General features: G+C 70.6%; 10 protein-coding genes and 1 pseudogene. 4 read left to right on the forward strand and 7 right to left on the reverse strand.

The window, feature by feature from the left end; translation table 11 throughout:
• The first annotated feature begins 32 nt into the window (after window positions 1-32).
• Window positions 33-1,619 (forward strand): (2,3-dihydroxybenzoyl)adenylate synthase, encoded by a 1,587-nt coding sequence (locus HJD23_RS09010; protein WP_171118977.1) that lies wholly within the window; start codon window positions 33-35, stop codon window positions 1,617-1,619.
• Between the two features lie 108 nt (window positions 1,620-1,727).
• Here HJD23_RS09010 and HJD23_RS09015 read toward each other — a convergent pair whose 3' ends face one another.
• A complete protein-coding gene (locus HJD23_RS09015) occupies window positions 1,728-2,942 on the reverse strand; it encodes a cytochrome P450 (protein ID WP_171116166.1) in 1,215 nt (404 codons plus the stop codon).
• 419 nt (window positions 2,943-3,361) lie between these two features.
• Here HJD23_RS09015 and HJD23_RS09020 point away from each other — a divergent pair, with 419 nt between their 5' ends.
• The 3 genes from HJD23_RS09020 to HJD23_RS09030 are packed head-to-tail and all read left to right on the forward strand — an operon-like array spanning window position 3,362 to window position 6,155.
• Entirely contained in the window at window positions 3,362-4,123 is a 762-nt protein-coding gene (locus tag HJD23_RS09020; RefSeq protein WP_240980667.1) for an SDR family oxidoreductase, read from the forward strand.
• Between the two features lie 41 nt (window positions 4,124-4,164).
• A complete protein-coding gene (locus tag HJD23_RS09025; protein ID WP_171116170.1) occupies window positions 4,165-5,427 on the forward strand; it encodes a pyridoxal phosphate-dependent aminotransferase in 1,263 nt (420 codons plus the stop codon).
• On the forward strand, window positions 5,427-6,155 hold the full coding sequence (locus tag HJD23_RS09030; RefSeq protein WP_171116172.1) for a tryptophan 2,3-dioxygenase family protein: 729 nt from the start codon (window positions 5,427-5,429) through the stop codon (window positions 6,153-6,155). The genes HJD23_RS09025 and HJD23_RS09030 overlap by 1 nt, the downstream gene beginning before the upstream one ends.
• 132 nt (window positions 6,156-6,287) lie before the next feature.
• On the opposite strand, the gene sufU is transcribed toward HJD23_RS09030, so the two are convergent.
• From sufU to HJD23_RS09065, 6 genes and pseudogenes are all read right to left on the reverse strand, one after another.
• A complete protein-coding gene (gene sufU / locus HJD23_RS09035) occupies window positions 6,288-6,806 on the reverse strand; it encodes a Fe-S cluster assembly sulfur transfer protein SufU (RefSeq protein ID WP_171116174.1) in 519 nt (172 codons plus the stop codon).
• 32 nt (window positions 6,807-6,838) lie between these two features.
• Window positions 6,839-6,973 (reverse strand): annotated as a pseudogene (locus tag HJD23_RS09040) (aminotransferase class V-fold PLP-dependent enzyme); the annotation flags it as partial.
• Window positions 6,964-7,794, reverse strand: coding sequence for a winged helix-turn-helix domain-containing protein (locus HJD23_RS44695; RefSeq protein WP_277347772.1), 831 nt, complete (start codon window positions 7,792-7,794; stop codon window positions 6,964-6,966). The gene HJD23_RS44695 and the pseudogene HJD23_RS09040, both read right to left, overlap by 10 nt.
• 513 nt (window positions 7,795-8,307) lie before the next feature.
• Window positions 8,308-10,698: an excinuclease ABC subunit UvrA gene (locus HJD23_RS09055; protein WP_171116176.1), complete on the reverse strand. Its 2,391-nt coding sequence runs from the start codon at window positions 10,696-10,698 to the stop codon at window positions 8,308-8,310.
• A gap of 90 nt (window positions 10,699-10,788) precedes the next feature.
• Entirely contained in the window at window positions 10,789-11,004 is a 216-nt protein-coding gene (locus HJD23_RS09060; protein ID WP_171116178.1) for an MbtH family protein, read from the reverse strand.
• Window positions 11,005-11,049: 45 nt separating this feature from the next.
• Window positions 11,050-20,463, reverse strand: a complete 9,414-nt coding sequence (locus HJD23_RS09065; RefSeq protein WP_171116181.1) for a non-ribosomal peptide synthetase — start codon at window positions 20,461-20,463, stop codon at window positions 11,050-11,052.
• Between the last annotated feature and the right edge of the window lie 7 nt (window positions 20,464-20,470).

Consider the following 20,470-nt stretch of genomic DNA (forward strand, 5'->3'; position numbering starts at 1 on the left):
GTTCAGCTCATCGACTCTGTTGGGTGGAAGCGATGCTCGAAGGTTGTGTGCCCTGGCCCGAGGAACTGGCAGCGTTCTACCGGCGCGAGGGCTACTGGCAAGGTCGGCCACTGGGAGACCTGCTGGACGAGGCATGTGCCCGGTACGCCGACAAGACCGCACTCGTGTGCGGTGAGCGGCGGATGACCTATGCCCAGCTGTCGGCGGAGTCCTCGGCGCTCGCGGGCGGGCTGCTGAACCGTGGCATCGAGCCGCTGGACCGCGTCGTCGTCCAACTGCCCAACGTGCCCGAGTTCGTCGTGGTGGTCTTCGCGCTGCTGCGGATCGGCGCCATACCCGTCATGGCGCTGCCAGGGCACCGCAAGGTCGAGCTCACCCACCTCTGCGCGCACTCGCGGGCGGTCGCGCTGGTCGTCGCCGACGAGGTCAAGGGTTTTGACCACCGCTCACTGGCCCGCGAGGTGCTGGCCGAGGTGCCCGCACTGAAACACGTCGTGGTCGCAGGCGACGCCGAGGAGTTCACCGCACTGGCGGACCTCTACCTGCCGGGGTCCGACCTGCCTGCCGTCGACCCCAGCCAGCCCGCGCTGTTCCTGCTGTCCGGCGGCACGACCGGCCTGCCCAAGCTCATCCCCCGGACGCACGACGACTACGCCTACAACATGCGTGCCACGGCTGAGGCACTGCGGTTCGGCGAGGGCAGCGTGTACCTGGCTGTGAACCCGGTCGGCCACAACTCCGCGCTCGGCTGCCCCGGCGTCCTGGGCGCACTGCTGGTCGGCGGCACTGCGGTGCTCACCTCCAGCGTCCGGCCGGACGAGGTGTTCGAGCTGCTGGAGCGGGAGCGAGTGACGCTGACGACGCTCGTGCCGCCCGTGGTGCGGCTGTGGATCGACGCCGCCCGCAAGTCGGATGCGCGGTTCCCGGATTTGACGCTGCAGGTGGGCAGTTCCAAGTTCGACCCCGGACGCGCCGCCGAGGTCCGCACCGGGCTCGGTGCTGCGCTGACGCAGTGGTTCGGCGTAGGGGAAGGGCTGCTGACCTACACGCGCCTGGACGACCCGGAGGAGATCATCGTCGGTACCGAAGGAAGCCCGCTCGCCGAGCACGACGAAATCCTCGTCGTCGACGCCGACGGCCGGCCCGTGCCCGAGGGTGCCGAGGGTGAGCTGCTGGTGCGGGGTCCCTACACCATCCGCGGCTACTTCCGGGCCGAGGAGCAGAACCGGCGCGCGTTCACCCCCGACGGCTACTTCCGCACCGGTGACATGGTTCGCCGCCGGCCCGACGGCAGCATCGTCGTGGTCGGGCGCATCAAGGACATCATCAACCGCGCCGGCGAGAAGGTGCCCGCCGAGGAGGTCGAGGAGCACCTGCTCACCCACGACGCGATCCGCGACGCGGCGGTGGTCGGCGTGGCCGACCCGGTGCTGGGCGAGAAGAGCGTCGCTTTCGTCATCCTCCGCGACAAGGAGGTCAAGCCGGCGGCGGTCAAGTCCTTCCTCCGCGAGCGCGGTCTGGCCACCTACAAGATCCCGGACAAGGTGGTGCCTGTCGAGGAGTTCCCGCGCACCGCCGTCGGCAAGGTCGACAAGGTGGCGCTGCGCGCTTCTGTGTAGGACGGCGAAGGCTCGCACCGCGGACTGCCCGCCGGGCCGCATCATCAACGCGGTCAGGGCGGGCAGGAGCCGGGCTCGCGCTGTGTTCCCTGCCGGTGTCGTGTCCGGTCAGCGGGCCGCGAAGGTGACGGGCAGGGTGCTGTAGCCGTTGAGGAAGGTGGAGTAGATGCGCTGGGGCTGCCCGGCCGGCTCGATGCGGGAAACCGCTCCGGCCAGCGCGGTGAGCAGCGCCCGCAGCTCGGCTCGCCCCAGGTAGGCGCCGAGGCAGAAGTGGGGCCCGTGGCCGAACGACACGTGCTTGTTCGGCGTACGCGCTACCTCGAACCGGCGTGGCCGGTCGAACTCCCGATCGTCGAAGTTGGCCGAGATGTTCCACAGGGTGACGATGTCTCCCGCGCGTATCCGCCGGCCGCCCAGCTCCAGGTCCACGGTGGCGGTACGGGCGAAGTGCATGGCAGGTGTGGCCCACCTCAGCACCTCCTCGACCGCGGTGTCGACCGCTACGTCACCGTCGCGCACGGCCCGCCACTGGTCGGGGAAGTCCGCGAACGCCTTGACCGCGCAGATCGCCGACACCCGTGAGGACTCGTCACCGCCGAGGATCAGGCTGTAGCAGTTGAGCGCGACGTCCTCGACGGGCAGCAACTCCCCGCCGATGGTGGCAGTGGCGATCATGCTGACCACGTCGTCGCCGGGGCGAGCCCGGCGCTGCTCGGCCAGGTCGATGAAGTACAGCAGAATCTCGTTGCGGGCCTCCAGCGCGGCGAATGGGTCGGCGTCGGCATCCTCGGAGGACAGGGCGTTCTTGTTCCACCGCAACAAGTCCGGTCGGTCCGTCTGCGGGATCGACAGCAGGTCGCAGATCGTGCCCATCGGAATGTGCTCGGCGACCTCGGCGGCGAAGTCGAAGTCACCGGCCCCGGTGACCTGCCGGATCAGCTCGTCCGCGCGGCGGTGGACCCGCTCGACCACTTCGCCGAGCACGCGGGGGGAGAACGCGCGCATCATGAGGTTGCGCAGTTCGCGGTGGCGCGGCCGGTCGGTGACCGCGAGCATCCGGCCGCCGGCGGAGTCGTCGCCCTGGAGCAGCACGTCCAGCACGGTGCCGCGCGCCGAACCCAGCCTCGCCGCGTCGGTGTAGGCGGTGACCACGTCGGCGTAGCGCGAGACCACCCAGAAGCCGGCGCGGTCCGCGCGGCCTTGGTGCCAGTAGACGGGATCGCCGTCGCGCACCTCGGCCCAGAACGCATGCGGGTCGTTGCGCACGAACGTCGTCGGGTCGGTGAGGTCGAACGCGGTGGTGCCGGCCGTGGACGGGCTCATCGGCAGAACCTTCCGTGCGGGATCCGGAGATACGGCAGAGCGGCTGGGGCCTGCATCGTCACAAACGGTGGCGCCGTCCGCGGACGCATCTGGCGCAGTTCTGTCGGAATGGGATGCCGATCCGCTCGGCAGACGGGAGATTGGCCCCGAAACAATCCGTCCGGCCGAGGTGGAGGTCATGCTCGCAACCGCTCAACGCGATACCGGACGCGGCTGTCGGCCACGCACGCCGCGGCACTCGGCCGCCCCGGCCGGCCGAGTCGACTGGTGCGCCGCATCCGCGGTGCCACTCGCCGACCTGGTGGCCGACGCCCTCGACGGGACCGGCTTCGCCGGGCCGGGCACCGACAGGTCACCGGCCAGGGGGACCCGGGTCAAGGCCGCGTGCGCCGGGGGACGGCGTAGCGGGGTGGCCCGCCGTGGCTGAGCGGGACGACGGCATCGCCGGCCGCACGGTGATCGTCACCGGTGCCGGCACGGGGCTGGGACGCGCGATCACCGAGCACCTGCTGGCGCGCGGCGCGAACGTGGCCGCGGTCGGGCGTCGCGAGGCCGCGCTGCGCGAGCTGACCGGAGGCGGTGACGAGCGCGTCGAAGTGATCGCCACCGACATCACCCGGCCGGGAGCGGCTGAGCACGTCGTCGCCGCCGCAACCGCCCGCTTCGGTACGGTGCACGGCCTGGTCAACAACGCCGGGCTGGCCCGCTTCGCGCCGCTGGAGACCGCGTCGGACGAGGACTTCGACGGGCTGCTGGCCACGAACGTCCGCGCCCCGGCCGCGCTGATCCGCGCGGCGCTGCCCCACCTCCGCAAGGAGCGGGGCGCCGTGGTGAACGTGTCGTCCGTCGGCGGGGTGCTGGCCATGCCGGGACGGTCCTTCTACGGCGCCAGCAAGGCCGCGCTCAACAGTCTCACCCGCTCGCTGGCCAGGGAGCTGGCCCCGGACGTCAGGGTCAACGCCGTCCTGCCCGGACCGGTGGACACACCGATGTGGGACGACATGGGCCTGGACGCCGGGGAGTCCGCCTCGCTGCGCTCGTCGTTGCTCGCGGCGACTCCCATGGGCCGCTTCGGCCGTCCCGTCGAGGTCGCCGGGTGGGTGTGCGGCCTGCTCGACCCGGAGTTCTCCGGCTGGATCACCGGAGCGCTGATTCCCGTCGACGGCGGCCGCACCTCGTGATGTCCCCCGTGCGCCGCTGCCACGACCGAAACGGAGATACCATGCCCCTGCCAAGCCCATATCCCCAACTGCTGGACGGTGCCGCGGTCTCGTCGACGATTCCGTCGTCGGAACTTCATCGCGTCTTCCGCGAGGCCGATGAACACGAGCGCATCAGCGGTGCTCCGGTGACCAAGCTGCACGTCGGTGAGCCCTACTTCACTCCGCCGCCCGAGGTCGCGCAGGCACTGGCTCAGGCGGTGACCCGAGGGCACACCACCTACACCGAGGTCGAGGGCCTGCTCGAGCTCCGCGAGCGCCTGGTGGAAAAGCTCACCGACGAGAACGGCGTGGACACCGACGTGTCCCGGGTGTTCGTCACGCCCGGCTCCTGCCAGGGCCTGGCCGCACTGATGCAGGCCGTGGCCGAACCCGGCGCGGAGATCCTGCTGCCGGAGCTGCACTGGCCCATCCACCTCCAGCAGGCCCTGCTCGCGGGCCTCCGCCCGGTGTTCTACCCCCTGGGGCGCGACTACCGGCCGGACCCCGAGTCGGTGCTGGCGGCCGCGACCCCGAACACGAAAGTGCTGTTGCTCAACTCACCCGCCAACCCCACCGGGGCCGTCCTCGACACCGCGACACTGCGCTCTCTCCTCGACATGGCGCGCGCACGGGGCTGGCAGATCATCAGCGACGAGGCGTACGAGCACTTCGTCTACGACGGCGAGCACGTCTCCACCGCGTCGCTGGAGCGCGATGTGCCGGTCTCCGAGCGGATCGTCCACAGCGTCTACACCTTCTCAAAGAGCCTGGCGATGACCGGCTATCGGTTGGGGTACCTGAGCACCGCCGACGAACGCACCGCGCGGGCCGTACGGATCGTGCAGGAGGCCAACATCATCGCGATGTCGACCCCCGTGCAGTACGCGGGACTGGAGGCGCTGCGGCTGGGGCAGGTGGTGCGGGAGAACCGCGCGATGGTGCTCGCCAATCGGGATGCCGCGCTGCCGGCCGTGCGCGACGCCGGCCTGTTGCCGGAACTGCCCGCCGGGGGCTGGTACGCGGTGCTCGATGTGGCGCCGACGGGCCTGACCGCCGAAGAATTCGCCGCCCGCCTGCTGGAGAGCAGAAACGTTGCGGTGGTTCCCGGGAGCGGTTTCGCGCTGATACCCCGCCTGGACGCAAGGGGACGGGTCATGTCGGCCGAGCCGGCGCCCTGGTCCCGTCACCTGGTCCGGATCGCCGTGTGCGTGGAGCCGCGGGTGCTGCGGGACGGCGTACGCGAACTGCTGGAGTTCGCGCGGGAATGCGGTGGAGCCGCCTGATGACCATCCTGACCTACGCGGACTACCTGCACGTCGACACCCTGCTGTCCCTGCAGGAGACCCGCACCCCGGACACCGCGAGCCGGGCCGTGACACTGGCCGAGCATTTCTTCATCGTCACCCACCAGTCCTGCGAGCTGTGGCTCAAGCAGGTCACCATCGACCTGGACGCCGCCGCGGATGCGATGACGCCGCCCTACGGGCCGGAAGACGAGGAGCTGGCGCTGGAGTTCCTCCAGCGCACCGCCGAGCTGCTCCGGGTGTTGCACGACCAGCTGGTCGCGCTGGAGAAGCTGCCGCTGCGCCACTTCGCCGAGTTCCGCCCGTTCCTCGACGGGGCCAGCGGCGCGCAGTCGGCGCAGTTCCGCCTGCTGGCGCAGCTGCTGGGCGGCGACCGGCAGGAGGGCCGCCTCTACCGGTCGTTCGAGCGGCTGACCGAGCACAGGGGCAGCAGCGTCGCCGATGTCTGCGCGCAGGGCCCCGGCGCCGGCGTGCTCAACCGCATCGCCGACAGCCTGCTCGACGTGGCCAACGGCTACTGGCGGTGGAAGATGACCCATCTGGCGCTGGTCTCGAAGATGGTGGGCAACCGCAACGGCACCGGCGGCAGCACTGGCGTCGACCACCTGGCACGCCGGGTCACCCTGCCGTTCCCCCGGCTACGGCAGCTGCGGGCGCAGGTCCACGAGAGGCTGCTGTCGGAAAGCTCGGCCGCCCGCACCGAATGAGAGGGCATGCGGTCTCACCGCCTGCGCGGCACGGCAGCCCGAGCAGATGGCCACGGCCCGAAGGCGGGCGACCGGCGTACCAGAACGCGAGCCGGCCGCCCGCCGAGTACCAGTGGGCGGCCGGCCGGCAGGTCAGGGTGAACTCGTCGACCAGGCCGCCCGTGCGGACTCGGCCCGGTCCTCGACGACGTCCGTCACGACCACGCCGGCTCCGCCCAGCACCTGGGCCGTCGCGTCCTTCCACGCCATCCAGCTCAGCAGGGCGCACTTGACCCGGGCCGGGTACTTGGACACCCCCGCGAACGCGACCGCGTCCGCCAGGATGTCCTCCATCGCGTCGTCGGGCTGGATCCTCCCCTTGGACTGCATCAGCTCCAGGAAGGTCTCCTGGATCTTCCGCGCCCTGGCCAGTTCCTTGCCGACCAGGAGGTCGTTCAGTACGGAAGCGCTCGCCTGGCTGATGGAACAGCACTGGCCCTCGTACGAGACGTCCTGGAGCGTCGTACCGTCGTACTTCACGCGCAGCGTGATCTCGTCACCGCAGGTCGGGTTCACGTGGTGCACCTCGGCGTCACCGTCCCGGAGACCACGCCCGCGGGGGTTCTTGTAGTGGTCCAGGATGACGTCCTGGTACATCGATGTCAGCTTCACGCCTCAGCCCCTCATCCGAAGAAGTTCCGTACGATGCCCTGCTCGTCGAGGACCTGGCCGACGTCGTGCGGGTGGGTGTCCACCCGCACGACGGAGATGGCGGCGCCACGGTCCCCGGCCGTCGCCGGGCCGATGATGCGCAGGTCCGGGACCTCGCTCAGATTCCGCCGGCATTCGTTACTGGGACCACCTCGGCGGGGGTCGCGCTCTCCAGCATGTAGCCTCGGCCCCACACGGTCCGGATGGACAGGTCGAGCGGCAGGAGCCGGCGGCGGAGCCGCATGATGTGCAGGTCGAGCGAGTTCCTGTTCAGCGTCGGCGTCCGCGTGGCGAGGCGCTGCACGAACTCGATGCGGTACACGACCTCGCCGAAGCGATCGATGAGCAGCCGCATCAGCTCCGTCTGCGTGGTGGAGATGGTGATGGAGTGACGGCCGAAGCTCAAGGTTCCGGTTGAGTCGATCGTCGGCACCCGGCGGCTGTTGAAACGATTCTGCAGGACTTTGACCCGCGCCTCCAGGTCATCCCGGGACACCGGAGGGCGGACCCAGTCCTCGACCGGGTCGTTGCTGATCGGCGGTTGCGCACCTGCCTCGACGACGAGTAACCGCGGCACTCCCTCCTTCCGGCAGCGGGTCCTCAGGTCCGCCTGCGCAGGCCATCGGACGAAGATGACGTCGGTGTTCCGACCTCCCACAAGCAAAACAGTCCTCCATGAAAGCTCGTGGCCCCGTTGGCACTGGCAACGGGCCCCCGGCAACGAATCTTTCGAGGCATTGAGAGCGCGCGGCTCCTTGCGGGAATCCCCTCGGCTATGCGTCCATGGCCCTCCTCGGGTTCCTGGGGGTGGTGTCGGTCCGGATACCTCCACGAGCGCACGGCTGTCCGCTCGCGCGGCCGGTCCGTGGACAATGGGCCGATCAGCTGGATTTTCTGCACAGGCCGGCCACAGCGAGTGCTGACCCTCGTCGTGCTTGGTCCAGCTCATGCAGGGGCCGGCTCGGACCGCCGCCGGGGGCAGCCACCACAGCGGTGGGTTCTCCCCCTAGGCGCGGCTCGGCAGCACGCCGGCGAACGGGTCTTCGAAGGTCGTCATCACCCGCTCCGCGTCATGAACTCGGGGAGCGTCTACGCCAGTTCGTCGCGCAGCAGCGACGGCAGTCATCGCTTCGGCGGAAACCCTCTACGTCCCACAGCGTCACCTCGTCGTTCCTCTCGGCCGGTGCGAACGCATCTGTCGGCCGCATGGCCTTCTGTGCGGACGTAACACCAGTCGCCCCCATCACTGCCTCCCCCGCAGGCCCAGTTCCCGTGACCGCACTCAATGATTGGCGCAACCTTGCGGACGTGCCACAGGGGTGAAAGAACTTGGCCAGGAACAGCTGGTCAAGTCTGTCAAGTACGGGCATCGCGGGCGTCTGGCCAGCAGCTATGGGCTGCGGCAGCGACCCTCACGGCAGGTCTGCGGCCGGGCCTGTGGCCGGGAGCGGGTGAGTTGCCGTCAAGCGTTGACGTACGCCGCGAGGTGCTCGCCGGTGAGGGTGGAGCGGCCGGCCACGAGGTCGGCCGGGGTGCCCTCGAAGACGACGCGGCCGCCGTCGTGGCCGGCGCCGGGGCCGAGGTCGATGATCCAGTCGGCGTGGGCCATGACCGCTTGGTGGTGCTCGATGACGATCACCGATTTGCCGGAGTCGACGAGCCGGTCGAGCAGGCCGAGCAGGTGCTCGACGTCGGCGAGGTGCAGGCCGGTGGTCGGCTCGTCGAGAACGTAGACGCCGCCCTTCTCGGCCATGTGCGTGGCCAGCTTCAGTCGCTGCCGTTCCCCGCCGGAGAGGGTGGGGAGCGGCTGGCCCAGCGAGAGGTAGCCGAGCCCGACGTCGGCGAGCCGTCCGAGGACGGCGACGGCGGCGGGCGTGCGTGCCTCGCCGGCGGCGAAGAACGCCTGTGCCTCGGTCACGGACATGGCCAGCACTTCGCTGATGTCGCGGCCGCCGAGACGGTACTCGAGCACGGAGGGCTGGAACCGCTTGCCCTCGCATACTTCGCAGACGGTCGCGACTCCCGCCATGATCGCCAGGTCGGTGTAGATGACGCCGGCCCCGTTGCAGGTGGGACAAGCGCCCTCGGAGTTCGAACTGAACAGTGCCGGCTTCACGCCGTTGGCCTTGGCGAACGCCTTGCGGATCGGCTCGAGCAGGCCGGTGTACGTGGCGGGGTTGCTGCGCCGTGAGCCCTTGATCGGTCCTTGGTCGATCGTGACCACGCCGTCGCGTCCCGACACCGACCCTTCGATCAGTGAGCTCTTGCCCGAGCCGGCCACGCCGGTCACGACGACGAGCACTCCCAGCGGGACGTCGACGTCGACATCCCGCAGGTTGTGCTCGCTCGCTCCCCTTATCTCGAGCGAGCCCGACGGTGTGCGCACCTTGTCCTTGAGCGACGCCTTGTCATCGAGGTGGCGGCCGGTCAGCGTGTCGGCGGCCCGCAGCTCCTCGACGGTGCCCTGGAAGCAGATGGTGCCGCCCGCGGCACCGGCGCCGGGGCCCAGGTCGACGACGCGGTCGGCGATGGCGATGGCCTCGGGCTTGTGCTCCACGACGAGCACGGTGTTGCCCTTGTCGCGCAGCTGCAGCAGAAGCTCGTTCATCCGTTGGATGTCATGGGGGTGCAGGCCGATCGTCGGCTCGTCGAAGACGTAGGTGACGTCGGTGAGCGGTGACCCCAGATGCCGGATCATCTTCACGCGTTGTGCTTCGCCGCCCGAGAGCGTGCCCGAGGCCCGGTCAAGGGAGAGATAGCCCAGCCCGATGCCCACGAACGAGTCGAGAGTGTGCTGAAGCGAGGTCAGCAGCGGTGCCACGGACGGCTCGTTCAGACCGCGGACCCACTCGGCGAGGTCGTCGATCTGCATCGCGGAGGCGTCGGCGATGCTGACGCCCTTGATCCTGGACGCCCGGGCTCTCTCGTTGAGCCGGGTGCCGCCGCAGTCGGGGCACGACGTGAAGGTGACCGCTCGCTCCACGAAGGCGCGCACATGCGGCTGGAGCGCCTCGACGTCCTTGCTGAGCAGCGACTTCTGGACCCTTGCGACGAGTCCTTCGTAGGTCGTGTTGAGGTCGCGTATTTTCAGCCGGGTCGGTTTGTGGTGGAGGAAGTCGTCGAGTTCCTTCTCGGTGTACTTCTCGATCGGCTTGCCGGGGTCGAGGAGCCCGGAACCGGCGTAGACCCGCCAGTTCCAGCCGCCGACGTGGTAGCCGGGCACGGTGATGGCGCCGTCGTCGAGCGACTTCGTGGCGTCGTAGAGCTGGGCGAGGTCGAGGTCGGTGACCGAGCCCATGCCTTCGCAGCGCGGGCACATGCCGCCGGTGACGTCGAAGTTGCGCTGCTCCTCGACCGTCCCGGCCCTCTGCTCGACCGTGACCGCGGCCACGCCGCTGATCGAGGGGATGTTGAACGAGTACGCCTGGGGGGAGTTCAGGCGTGGCTCGCCGAGCCGGCTGAACAGGATGCGCAGCATCGCGTTGGCGTCGGTGACGGTGCCGACGGTGGAGCGTGGGTTGTTGCCGATGCGCTCCTGGCTGACGACGATCGCCATGGTGAGGCCTTCGAGCACGTCGACGTCGGGGCGCGACAGGGTCGGCATGAAACCCTGCACGAACGTGCTGTAGGTCTCGTTGATCAGCCGCTGCGACTCCGCGGCGATCGTGTCGAACACCAGCGAGCTCTTCCCCGAGCCGGACACGCCGGTGAACACGGTCAGCCGGTGCTTCGGGATCGCCACGTCGACGTCGTTGAGGTTGTTCTCCCGTGCCCCGTACACCCGGATGAAGCCATGGGCGTCCGCGACGGACAGTGGGTCGTGTTGACTGTGCCTGGTGGTCGCAAGGGCCATGGCGTCTCCCTAGGTGTTTCGAACGCTTCTCGAGGTCGGCGGCAGAGCCGTGGGCCCGCGGGCGGACGTCCGCCCGCGGGCCCACCTGCCTCATGAGGCCTGCATCGCCTCACGCAGGCTCCGGGGCCGCATGTCGGTCCAGTGCTCCTCCACGTAGGCGACGCTCTCCGCGCGCCCCGCCGGCCCGAACGCGACGCGCCAGCCGGCGGGCACATCGGCGAACGTGGGCCACAGCGAGTGCTGGTCCTCGTCGTTGACCACGACATAGAACTCGCCGGTCTCGTCGTCGAACGGATTCACGCTCATCTCTCCTCCATAGCTGTCACATCCGGTCCGGGGGCGGCAGCCGGGTCATCGTGCCGATGTGATGATCTCGTTGACGATGCGGCCGATCTCAGCGGCGTTGTCGGGCCACATCATCTCGTTGTGCGCGCATTCGATCTCGAAGCGCTTCACGGTTCCTTCGGTGAAATCCCGCCACTGGACGTCCAGTTCCACCTCGAGCTGCCGCCGTTCGCGGGTTCCCTGGTCGATGACAGCGGCGATGAACACCACATCTCCGCGGAACCGCGGCGACGTGTACCGGGTCATCAGCTCGGTGTGCTCGATGAAGAGGGTGGTGGACGTCTGGACGAGCGATTCGAATTCCTCCATTCCCGCCAGATGGCCCATGTAGTGCGCGAGGTACCTGCGCACCATCTTGGCGTCGGGGGTGGTGAAGTCGGCGAAGTAGCTCGAGGGGCCCGAGTCGAGTACGCCGAGGAGGTCCACCTCGTGTCCCCGGCGCTGGAGTTCGGCGGCCACCGCCTGGGCGATCGGCCCTCCCAACGACCAGCCCAGCACGTTGTAGGGCCCCTCCGGCTGAACGCGCAGTATCTGGTCGGCGTAGTCGTCCACCATGCTTTCGATCGAGGTCGCTCGCGGCTCCCCGGCGAACCCGCGTGCCTGGAGACCGTAGACCGGCCGTGACCGGTCGAGGTGCTGGGCGAAGCCGAGGTAGGCCCAGGACAGTCCGCCGCCCGGTGGCACCAGCCACAGCGGCTTCTTGTCGCCCTCGGTCCGGATCGGCAGCACGACCGAGAACGGGTCGTCGAACTCGACGGCGTCCACGCCGGCCGACAGCTGTTCCGCGACCTCGGCCACGGTCGGATGCTGGAACACGGTCCTGATGGGGATCTCGAAGCCCAGCTCCGCACGGATGCGCCAGATGAGCCGGATGACTTGGAGGGAGCTGCCGCCGCAGTCGAAGAAGTCGTCGTCGACCCCGACCCGGTCCATGCCCAGGACTTCGGCGAACAGCGTGGCCAGTTCGGCCTCCAGGGGCGTGCGCGGGGAGCCGAACTCCTCGTCGTCCGCCTCCGTCTCGGGAAGCCGGGCGCGGTCGATCTTCCCGTTGGCGGTCACCGGCATGCGTTCGATGACCATGATGTCGCTCGGCACCATGTGGTCCGGCAGCTCGGCGGCCAGTTCCTCCCGCAGCCACGACGGCAGCCGCGTCACCCGGCGGGACACCGACGGCGCGTTCACCAGCGGGCGCGAGCGGGTGTCCATCGGCCGGTACACACCGTCGCAACAGTGCGCGCTGCCCTCGGGGATGATCACCGCCTCGAACCAGCCGGGCGCCTCCGCCGACCAGGTGCAGTGGACCGCGTGGCCCCGCTCCTTGCCCCAGGCCTGAAGCTCGTGCGGGTCGAGGGGCGTCTCCTGCGTCTCGGTGGGGACACCGCACTCGGCTGCCTCGCTCACCAGCCGGGCGTTGGGAATCCGGGCCAGCCGGAGGTGGCCGCCGTGCTGGGTCAGCGCGGTCTCCAGGTCGGACAGGTGCCGCACGTCCGCGCCCCAGGTCACCGTGCGGACGTCCGCGAGGTGCAGCGGCTTGCTCGGCTGCTTGTGCAGGACGACTTCGTAGCGGTGCCGGGTGAGTTCGTTCTGGTACGCGCCCGGCTTCAGCCGTACGTCCACGGCCACCACGTCGCGGTGGGTCTGTGCCCACTCGGTGAAGAAGCCCGGGTCGACGACCAGTTCCGTCTCGCTCAGCACGGCGCGTTCGACCGCCGCCCGTACGGCCGCCGGCCCGTCGTCCGGGTGCTGGGCGCAGTGGACGGCCGTCAGGAACTCCCGCAGGGTGCCGTAGTTGCGGACGTCGCCGATCAGAATCCGGCCGCCCGGCGCGAGCCGGTCCAGGGCGACGTCCAGGACGCGGGAGAGATACGCGGCGTCCGGGAAGTACTGCACGACGGAGTTGAGGACGACGGTGTCGAAGAACTCCGCCGGCAGTCCGTCCGCATCGTCGGCGGACTGGCACCGCAGCCTCACCTTCTCCTTCAGCCGCGGGTCCGTGCCGGCCTGGGCGCCGAGCCGGTCGATGACCGGCTGCGAGAAGTCGGTGCCCCAGTACACCTCGGTCTGCGGTGCCAGCGGACCGAGCAGGAGGCCGGAGCCGACGCCGATCTCCAGCACCCGGCGCGCCCCCAGGCCGCGTACCCGTTCCACCACGGAGTCGCGCCACTGGCGCATCTCCGACAGCGGAATGGCCCGGCGTGTGTAGGAGCTGGTCCATCCGGTGAAGTCGTCGCCGATCACGGTGGCGTCCGCCGTGGTCTCGCCGTACATCGAGTCGTAGATGGCGCGCCACTTCTCGACCTGCTCGGTCACGTCCGCGTCCGCCACCTCCGGCACCACGTAGGCGACCAGGCGTCGCTCGCGGAGCCGGTCCTCGCGGGCGACCACGACCGCCTGCGCCACGCCGTCCCGCTTGCGCAGGGCCGCCTCGACCTCTCCGGGTTCGACGCGCAGACCGCGGACGCGCACCTGGTCGTCCACGCGGCCCAGGAACTCCAGCTGTCCGTCGTGGTTCCAGCGGACCAGGTCGCCCGTACGGTACATCCGGTCGCCCGGGCGCCCGAACGGGTCGGCGACGAACCGCTCGCTCGTCGCTCGCGGACGGTCCGCGTAGCCGCGTGCCACGCCGTCACCGCCGATGTACAGCTCCCCCACCACGCCCTGCGGCACCTGCCGCAGCCGGTCGTCGAGGGCGTACAGGCGGCTGCCCGCCATGGGCTCGCCGATCGGCAGCGGGTCCTTGCACTGGGCCGGCGAGGACATCCGGTGGCGAGCCGCGAAGACCGTCGCCTCCGTGGGACCGTACCCGTTCACGACGGTGAGGGTGCCGTCCTCGCCCAGCAGCCGGCGCACGGCGGCCGGTGACAGCACGTCGCCGCCCGCCCACACCTCGCGCACCTGGGCGAAGCACTTGGGGTGATGCTGTGTCAGCAGGTCGAACTGGCCCGCGCCGAGCCACAGCGCGGTCACGCCCCGCTCGGCGATGAGCGTCGCCAGCCGCGCCGGCTCCAGCTTCCCCGGGGGCGCCACCACGGCCGCTCCGCCGTGCAGCAGCGGGACCCACAGTTCGTACGCCGACGCGTCGAAGGTCTGCGGGCTGTGCACCAGCACCCGTTCGTGGGCCCCGTCGGACCAGCAGGGGTCGAGCGCGAGGTCGAGCACGTTGCGATGGCTCACCTCGACACCGTTCGGCGTCCCGGTCGAGCCGGAGGTGTACATCACGTAGGCGACGTGCTCCTCACCGAGACCGTCGGCGTCCGGCGGCAGCGCCGGGTGGCCGTCCAGATCCTCCTCGGCCAGCCGCTCGTCGACCACCACTGCCGGGTCGAGGTCGGCGAGCAAGGCGTCGATGCGCGCTCGCGGCCAGGTGGGGTCGATCGGCACGTAGCAGGCGCCCGCCTTCAGCGTTCCCAGGACCGTCGCGACCATCAGCGGGGAGCGGTCCATGAGCAGCGCCACACGGTGGTGCGGGCGGGCGCCGCGCGCGCGGAGGTGGTGGGCGATGCGGTTGGCCCATCGGTCGAGTTCGCCGTACGTCCAGCTCTCCTCGCCGTCGGCGGTCACGAGGGCGACGGCGTCGGGCCGTTCGGCGGCGACGGCGGCGAAGTGCCCGGGGATCGTGCCGGTGACGCGCTCGCTGCCGCGGCCGCGGCCCGTCCACCGCTCCAGGGCCGGCAGGTCGTCCCGGGTGAGGATCTCCACCGCGCCGATCGGGGTGTCCGGCGCGTCGACCCACTGCCGCAGCAGGTGCCGCCAGCGGTCCACCAGCCCCGCGACCGTGTCACGGTCGAACAGTTCCGTCGCGTACTCCGCGAGCCCGGCGATCCGGCTCGTCCCCTCGTCGCCGGTCCGCTCGGTGAGGTTCAGGAACAGGTCGAAGCGGGCGACGCCCATGTCGACCGGTTCGTGGGTCACCGTCAGGCCCGGCAGGTCGAAGGCCGGCTGGACGTTGTTCTGGAGGGCCAGGCACACCTGGAACAGCGGGTGATGCGCGGTCGAGCGCACCGGGTTGAGCATCTCGACCACGTGCTCGAACGGGATGTCCTGGTGGTCGTAGGCGGCGAGGCTGACTTCCCGCACGCGGTCCACCAGCTCGGTCAGGCTGGGGTCGCCGCTGGTGTCGACGCGAGCCACCCAGGTGTTGACGAAGAAGCCCACGAGCCGGTTGAGCGCTTCGTCGGTCCGCCCGGCGATCGGCGCTCCGATCGGTATGTCGTCGCCGGCACCGAGTCGGCTGAGCAGCGCCGCGAGACCGGCTTGGAGGACCATCGACACGGTGGTCCCGGTGCGCAGGGCCAGTTGGCGGATGCCGTCGGTCAGCTCCTCGTCGAGTTCCACGGGCAGCACGTCGCCGGCGAACGACGCGACGGCCGGCCGGGCCCGGTCCGTCGGCAGGTCCAGCGACTCCCGGAGCCCGGCGAGCTGCTGCGTCCAGTAGTCCAGCTGGCGCCGGTACAGGCTGTGGGGCTCGTCGCCGCCGAGGAGGTCGCGCTGCCACAGGGTGTAGTCGGCGTACTGGACCGGCAGCGGGGCCCAGCTCGGGCTCTGCCCGAGGCACCGGGCGGTGTACGCCGCCGTGAGGTCCTCGGCCAGCGGGCCCAGCGACCAGCCGTCCGCCGCGATGTGGTGCAGCGGGAGGAGCAGCACCGCGTCGTGTTCGTCGACGCGGAACAGCGCGGCCCGCACTGGTATCTCCCGCGCCAGGTCGAACGGCCGGCGCGCCTCCTCGCGCAGCGCGTCCCGCAGGCCGGTCTCGGTGACCTGGTGCTCCTGCCAGGGGATCTCCACCTCGTCCGGGTGGAGGACCCGCTGGTAGGGCGTGCCGTCCACCTCGTCGAAGAGGGTGCGCAGCGACTCGTGCCGCACCACGACGTCACGCACCGCCTGGCGCATCGCGTGCGCGTCCAGCTTTCCGCGCAGCCGCATGGACAGCGGGATGATGTAGGTCGGTGACGGCCCTTCGAACCGATGGATGAACCACAGTCGCTGCTGCGCGAAGGAGACGGGCAGCCGTTCGGGCCTCGGCTGCGGCTTCAACGGCGGCCTGAGCTTCGTGTGGTCCGTCAGATGGGTCACGAGTTCGGCGACGGTCGGCGCCTCGAAGATCGCCCGGATGGGGATCTCGACACCGTGCGCGGCGCGGATGCGGCTCACCACGCGGGTGGCGAGCAGCGAGTGGCCGCCGATGGTGAAGAAGTTGTCGTCCACGCCGACGCGGTCGAGCCCGAGGACGCCGGCGAATATCTCGCACAGCGACTCCTCCTCCGGTGTGGACGGCAGCCGGCCGCGCCGGGCGGCGGCGTACTCCGGCACCGGCAGCGCGGCCCGGTCGAGCTTGCCGTTCACGGTCAGCGGCACGCTGCCGATCGGCACGATCGCCGACGGCACCATGTACTCGGGCAGCGTCTTCGTGAGGTGTTCGCGCAGGACCGCCGGGAGGGCGGTGATGCCCGCGGCGGCGGCCGGGTCGTTGATCCAGGTACCGGCGCCCGCCACCGGGACGTAGGTGCCCGACAGGGCCCGCTGCCCGGTCGTGGCGTCGGTGAGCAGGACCGCCTCGAACTGGTCGACGGCGCTGCCCGACCAGCTCAGCGCGGCCTGCCAGCCCTGCCGTGCGGCCCAGTCCGCCAGCTCCTGGGGCTCCAGCGGCGCCGCCGCCGGCGGCTCGGACTCCTCCAGGCCCAGGGCGCGGGCCGCCGCCACCTCCTCGATGACGCGCGCGTTGGGGATGCCGGTGATCCGGACCACCGGCTCGCGCAGGTCACGGACGCGGCCGGCCAGGCCGTCGAGGTCGCCGTCCCATTCCAGGCGCGGCACGGCGTCCACCGCGCGGGGCCGGTCCGCGGCCTCTCCGCCCGGCTTGTGCACGACGACCTCGTAGCGGTGGCGGGTCAGTTCGTTCTGGTAGGCGCCGTCCTTCAGGCGTACGTCGATACCGGCCGCACCCGCGCGCTCGGCCCAGCGGTGGAACCACTCCGGGTCGACGACCAGCTCCTTCTCCAGGAGCAGGGCCTGTTCGACCGCGCCGCGCAGCTGGGCCGCCGGGACGTTGCCGTGCTTGGCCTGCTGGACGGCCACCTGGAAGGCGCGCAGCGAGCGGGCCCGGCGGATGTCGCCGAGCACGAGACGGCCGCCCGGCTCCAGCATCTCCCAGGCGCCGTCGAGGACCTGCTCCAGGTAGCGCTCGTTCGGGAAGTACTGGGCGACGGAGTTGAGCACGACGGTGTCGAAGATCTGCGGGATTCCGTCGAGGTCGTCGGCGCGCCGGCACAGCAACCGCACCTGTTCGGACCAGCCCGCCTCGGCGACCTGCCGGCCGAGCCGCTCCACGACCGGCTCCGAGAAGTCGGTCGCCCAGTACGCCTCGACGCTGCCCGCGATCCGGGCGAGCAGCAGGCCGGTTCCGGCGCCCAGTTCGAGCACGCGGCGCGGCGTGAACCCCAGGATCCGGTCCACCGCGGCGTCCCGCCAGGCGCGCATCTGCCCGACCGGGATGGGCTCGCCGGTGTAGCTCGACACCCACAGGTTGAAGTCCTCGCCGAAGTCCCGGTCGGTGACCTCCAGATAGCCCTGGTCGTAGATCTCCTGCCACTCCCGGACCTGTTCGTCGGCGGCGACCACGCTCTCCACCGTGCTCAGGTCGGGCAGGACGTAGGACACCAGCCGCAGGTCGCCGGAGGAGTCGCGGCGGGTGATCGCGACGGCCTGGCGCACCGCGGGGTGGCGGCTCAGGGCGTACTCGACCTCGCCGAGCTCGATGCGGAAGCCGCGCACCTTCACCTGGCCGTCGGCCCGGCCGAGGAAGCAGATGTTGCCGTCCGGGAAGAAGCTCGCGCGGTCGCCCGTGCGGTAGATGCGCCCGCCGGGGGTCCCGCCGAACGGGTCGGCGACGAACCGCTCGGCCGTGAGGACGGGACGGTTGACGTACCCGAGAGCGGTGACCGGCCCTCCGATGTAGAGGTCGCCCTCGACTCCGACCGGGCACGGCTGAAGCTTCTCGTCGAGCACGTAGTAGCGCGCGTTGTCGATGGGCCGCCCGTAGGGAATGCTGCGCCACTGCGGGTCGATCGCGCCGACCGGGAAGAAGTTCGACCAGACCGTCGCCTCGGTCGCGCCGCCGAGGCTGACGATCTCGGCGCGCGGGAAGGCCGCGCGGACCTGGTCCGGCAGGGGCAGCGGGGTGAAGTCGCCGGAGAGGAAGACGAGGCGCAGGTCGTTCATCCCGGGGCTGCCCGCGGCCTGCGGCAGCAGCGGGGCCAGCTGGTTCAGCGTGCCCGGCACCGAGTTCCAGAAGGTGATCGGCTCCGACAGCAGGACGTCGAGCAGCATCTCGGGGTCGCGCTGCTGGACGGTGTCCGCGATGTAGACGCCGCCGCCCGCGCCGAGCAGGCCGAAGATGTCGAACACGGACAGGTCGAAGTCCAGCTGTGTGACGCACAGGCTCACGTCGTCGGCACCGAACTCGAAGGTGCGGTAGCACCAGTTGAGCAGGTTGTGCACCGGCCGGTGCGCGACGGTGACGCCCTTGGGCTTTCCGGTGCTTCCCGAGGTGAAGATGATGTAGGCCGTGTTGTCGGCGCTCGCCACCGGCTCGGGGTTGATCTCGCCGTCCAGGGACAGGGTCATGCCGGCGCTGCCGACGTCGAGGAGTTCCACGCCGTCCGGGGGCGTCCACTTGTTGGTGTCCTCGGTGGTCAGCACCAGCGTCGAGGAGGCGTCGGCCAGCATCCCGGCGACCCGGTCGGACGGCAGCGACGCGCCGATGGGCAGGTAGGCTCCCCCGGCCTTGAGCACGCCGAGGGCGGCCGCGACCATGAGCGGGCCGCGCCGGACGGCCACGCCGACCACGGTCTCCGGTCCCACGCCGCGCCGCTTGAGGGTCCAGGCGATCCGGTTCGCCTGCCGGTTCAGTTCGCGGTAGGTCATGGAGCCGTCCGCCCAGCGCACGGCGATCGCGTCGGGCCGCGCGGCGGCCTGCCGCTCGAACGGCAGGTGGATCGGTCCCGGGCAGGGGAAGTCGCGGTCGGTGTCGTTCCATTCGTAGAGGATCTTCTCGCGCTCGCCGGCGTCGGCCGCCCGCTCGTCCCGCGTGGCCGGCATCGGCGATACGTCGAGGTCGGCCACGCCGCGGTCGGGGTGGTCGACGACCTGCTCCAGCACGCTCAGGTACCGGGCCGCGATCGCCGCCACGGCGGCGGGGCCGAACAGGTCGGTGGCGTACTCCAGATCGACGGTCACCGCCTTGCGCGTGGGGTGCGGCATCAGGTTGAAGAACAGGTCGAACTTGGCCGTGCCGGTGGCGACCGGCTCCATCGAGGCCGTCACACCGGGCAGGTCCAGCTCCTGGCGGACGCTGTTCTGCCAGGCGAGGGTGACCTGGAACAGCGGGTGGTGCGCGGTCGAGCGCTCGGGGCGCAGCACCTCCACCAGCCGCTCGAACGGCAGGTCCTGGTGGTCGTAGGCGGCCAGGGCCTTCTTGCGGACCTCTTCGAGGACCTGCGAGAACGTGTCGCCGGAGGCCAGGCCCACCCGCAGCACCCAGGTGTTGACGAAGAAGCCCACGAGGCCTTCGAGGGCCTCGTCGGTGCGGCCCGCGATGGGCGAGCCGAGCGTGATGTCGCGGTCGCCTCCGAGCCGGTGCAGCAGGACCACCAGCGCGGCCTGGAACACCATCGGCACGGTCACGTTGCGCGCCCGCGCGAGACGTTCCGCCTTCTCCAGCAGCGCTTCGGAGATCTCGAACCCGTGGTTGTCGCCGCGGTAGCTCGCCCGGGCGGGGCGCGGCCGGTCGAAGGGCAGCGTGATCGGCCGGGAGACCCCGTCCAGTTCCTGCCGCCAGTAGCGCAGCTGGGCCGAGAAGACGCTGTCCGGGTCGGACTCGTCGCCGAGCAGTTCTCGCTGCCAGAGCGCGTAGTCGGAGTACTGCACCGGCAGTTCGTCCCAGGTCGGCGCCGCGCCGGTCGCGCGGGCCCGGTAGGCGGCCGAGAGGTCCCGGGTGAAGGGGCCGAGCGAGCCGCCGTCACCGGCGATGTGGTGGATGACCACCACGAGGAGTGCGACGTCCGGCTCGGGGCGCAGCAGGTACGCCCGGATCGGCAGGTCGGTCGACAGGTCGAAGCCCTCGCGGACCGAGGCGGCGACGATGCCGTCGACCTGGTCCGGGGACACCCATCCCCAGTCGGTCCAGGGCAGGCTCAGTTCGGCAGGCTCGATGATCCTTTGCAGCGGCTGTCCGTCCAGCTCGTCGTAGACGGTGCGCAGGATCTCGTGGCGGGTCAGGACATCGAGGAACGCGGCGCGCAGGCCGTCCTGGTCGATCCGTCCGCGCAACCGGATCAGGATCGGGATGTTGTAGGTCGCTGTCCGGCCCTCGAACCGGTTGATGAACCACATGCGCTGTTGCGCATACGAGAGGGGCGCCATGCTCCTG

It is taken from the genome of Streptomyces sp. Z423-1 (assembly GCF_013009255.1).
GTDB lineage: Bacteria > Actinomycetota > Actinomycetes > Streptomycetales > Streptomycetaceae > Streptomyces > Streptomyces gossypiisoli.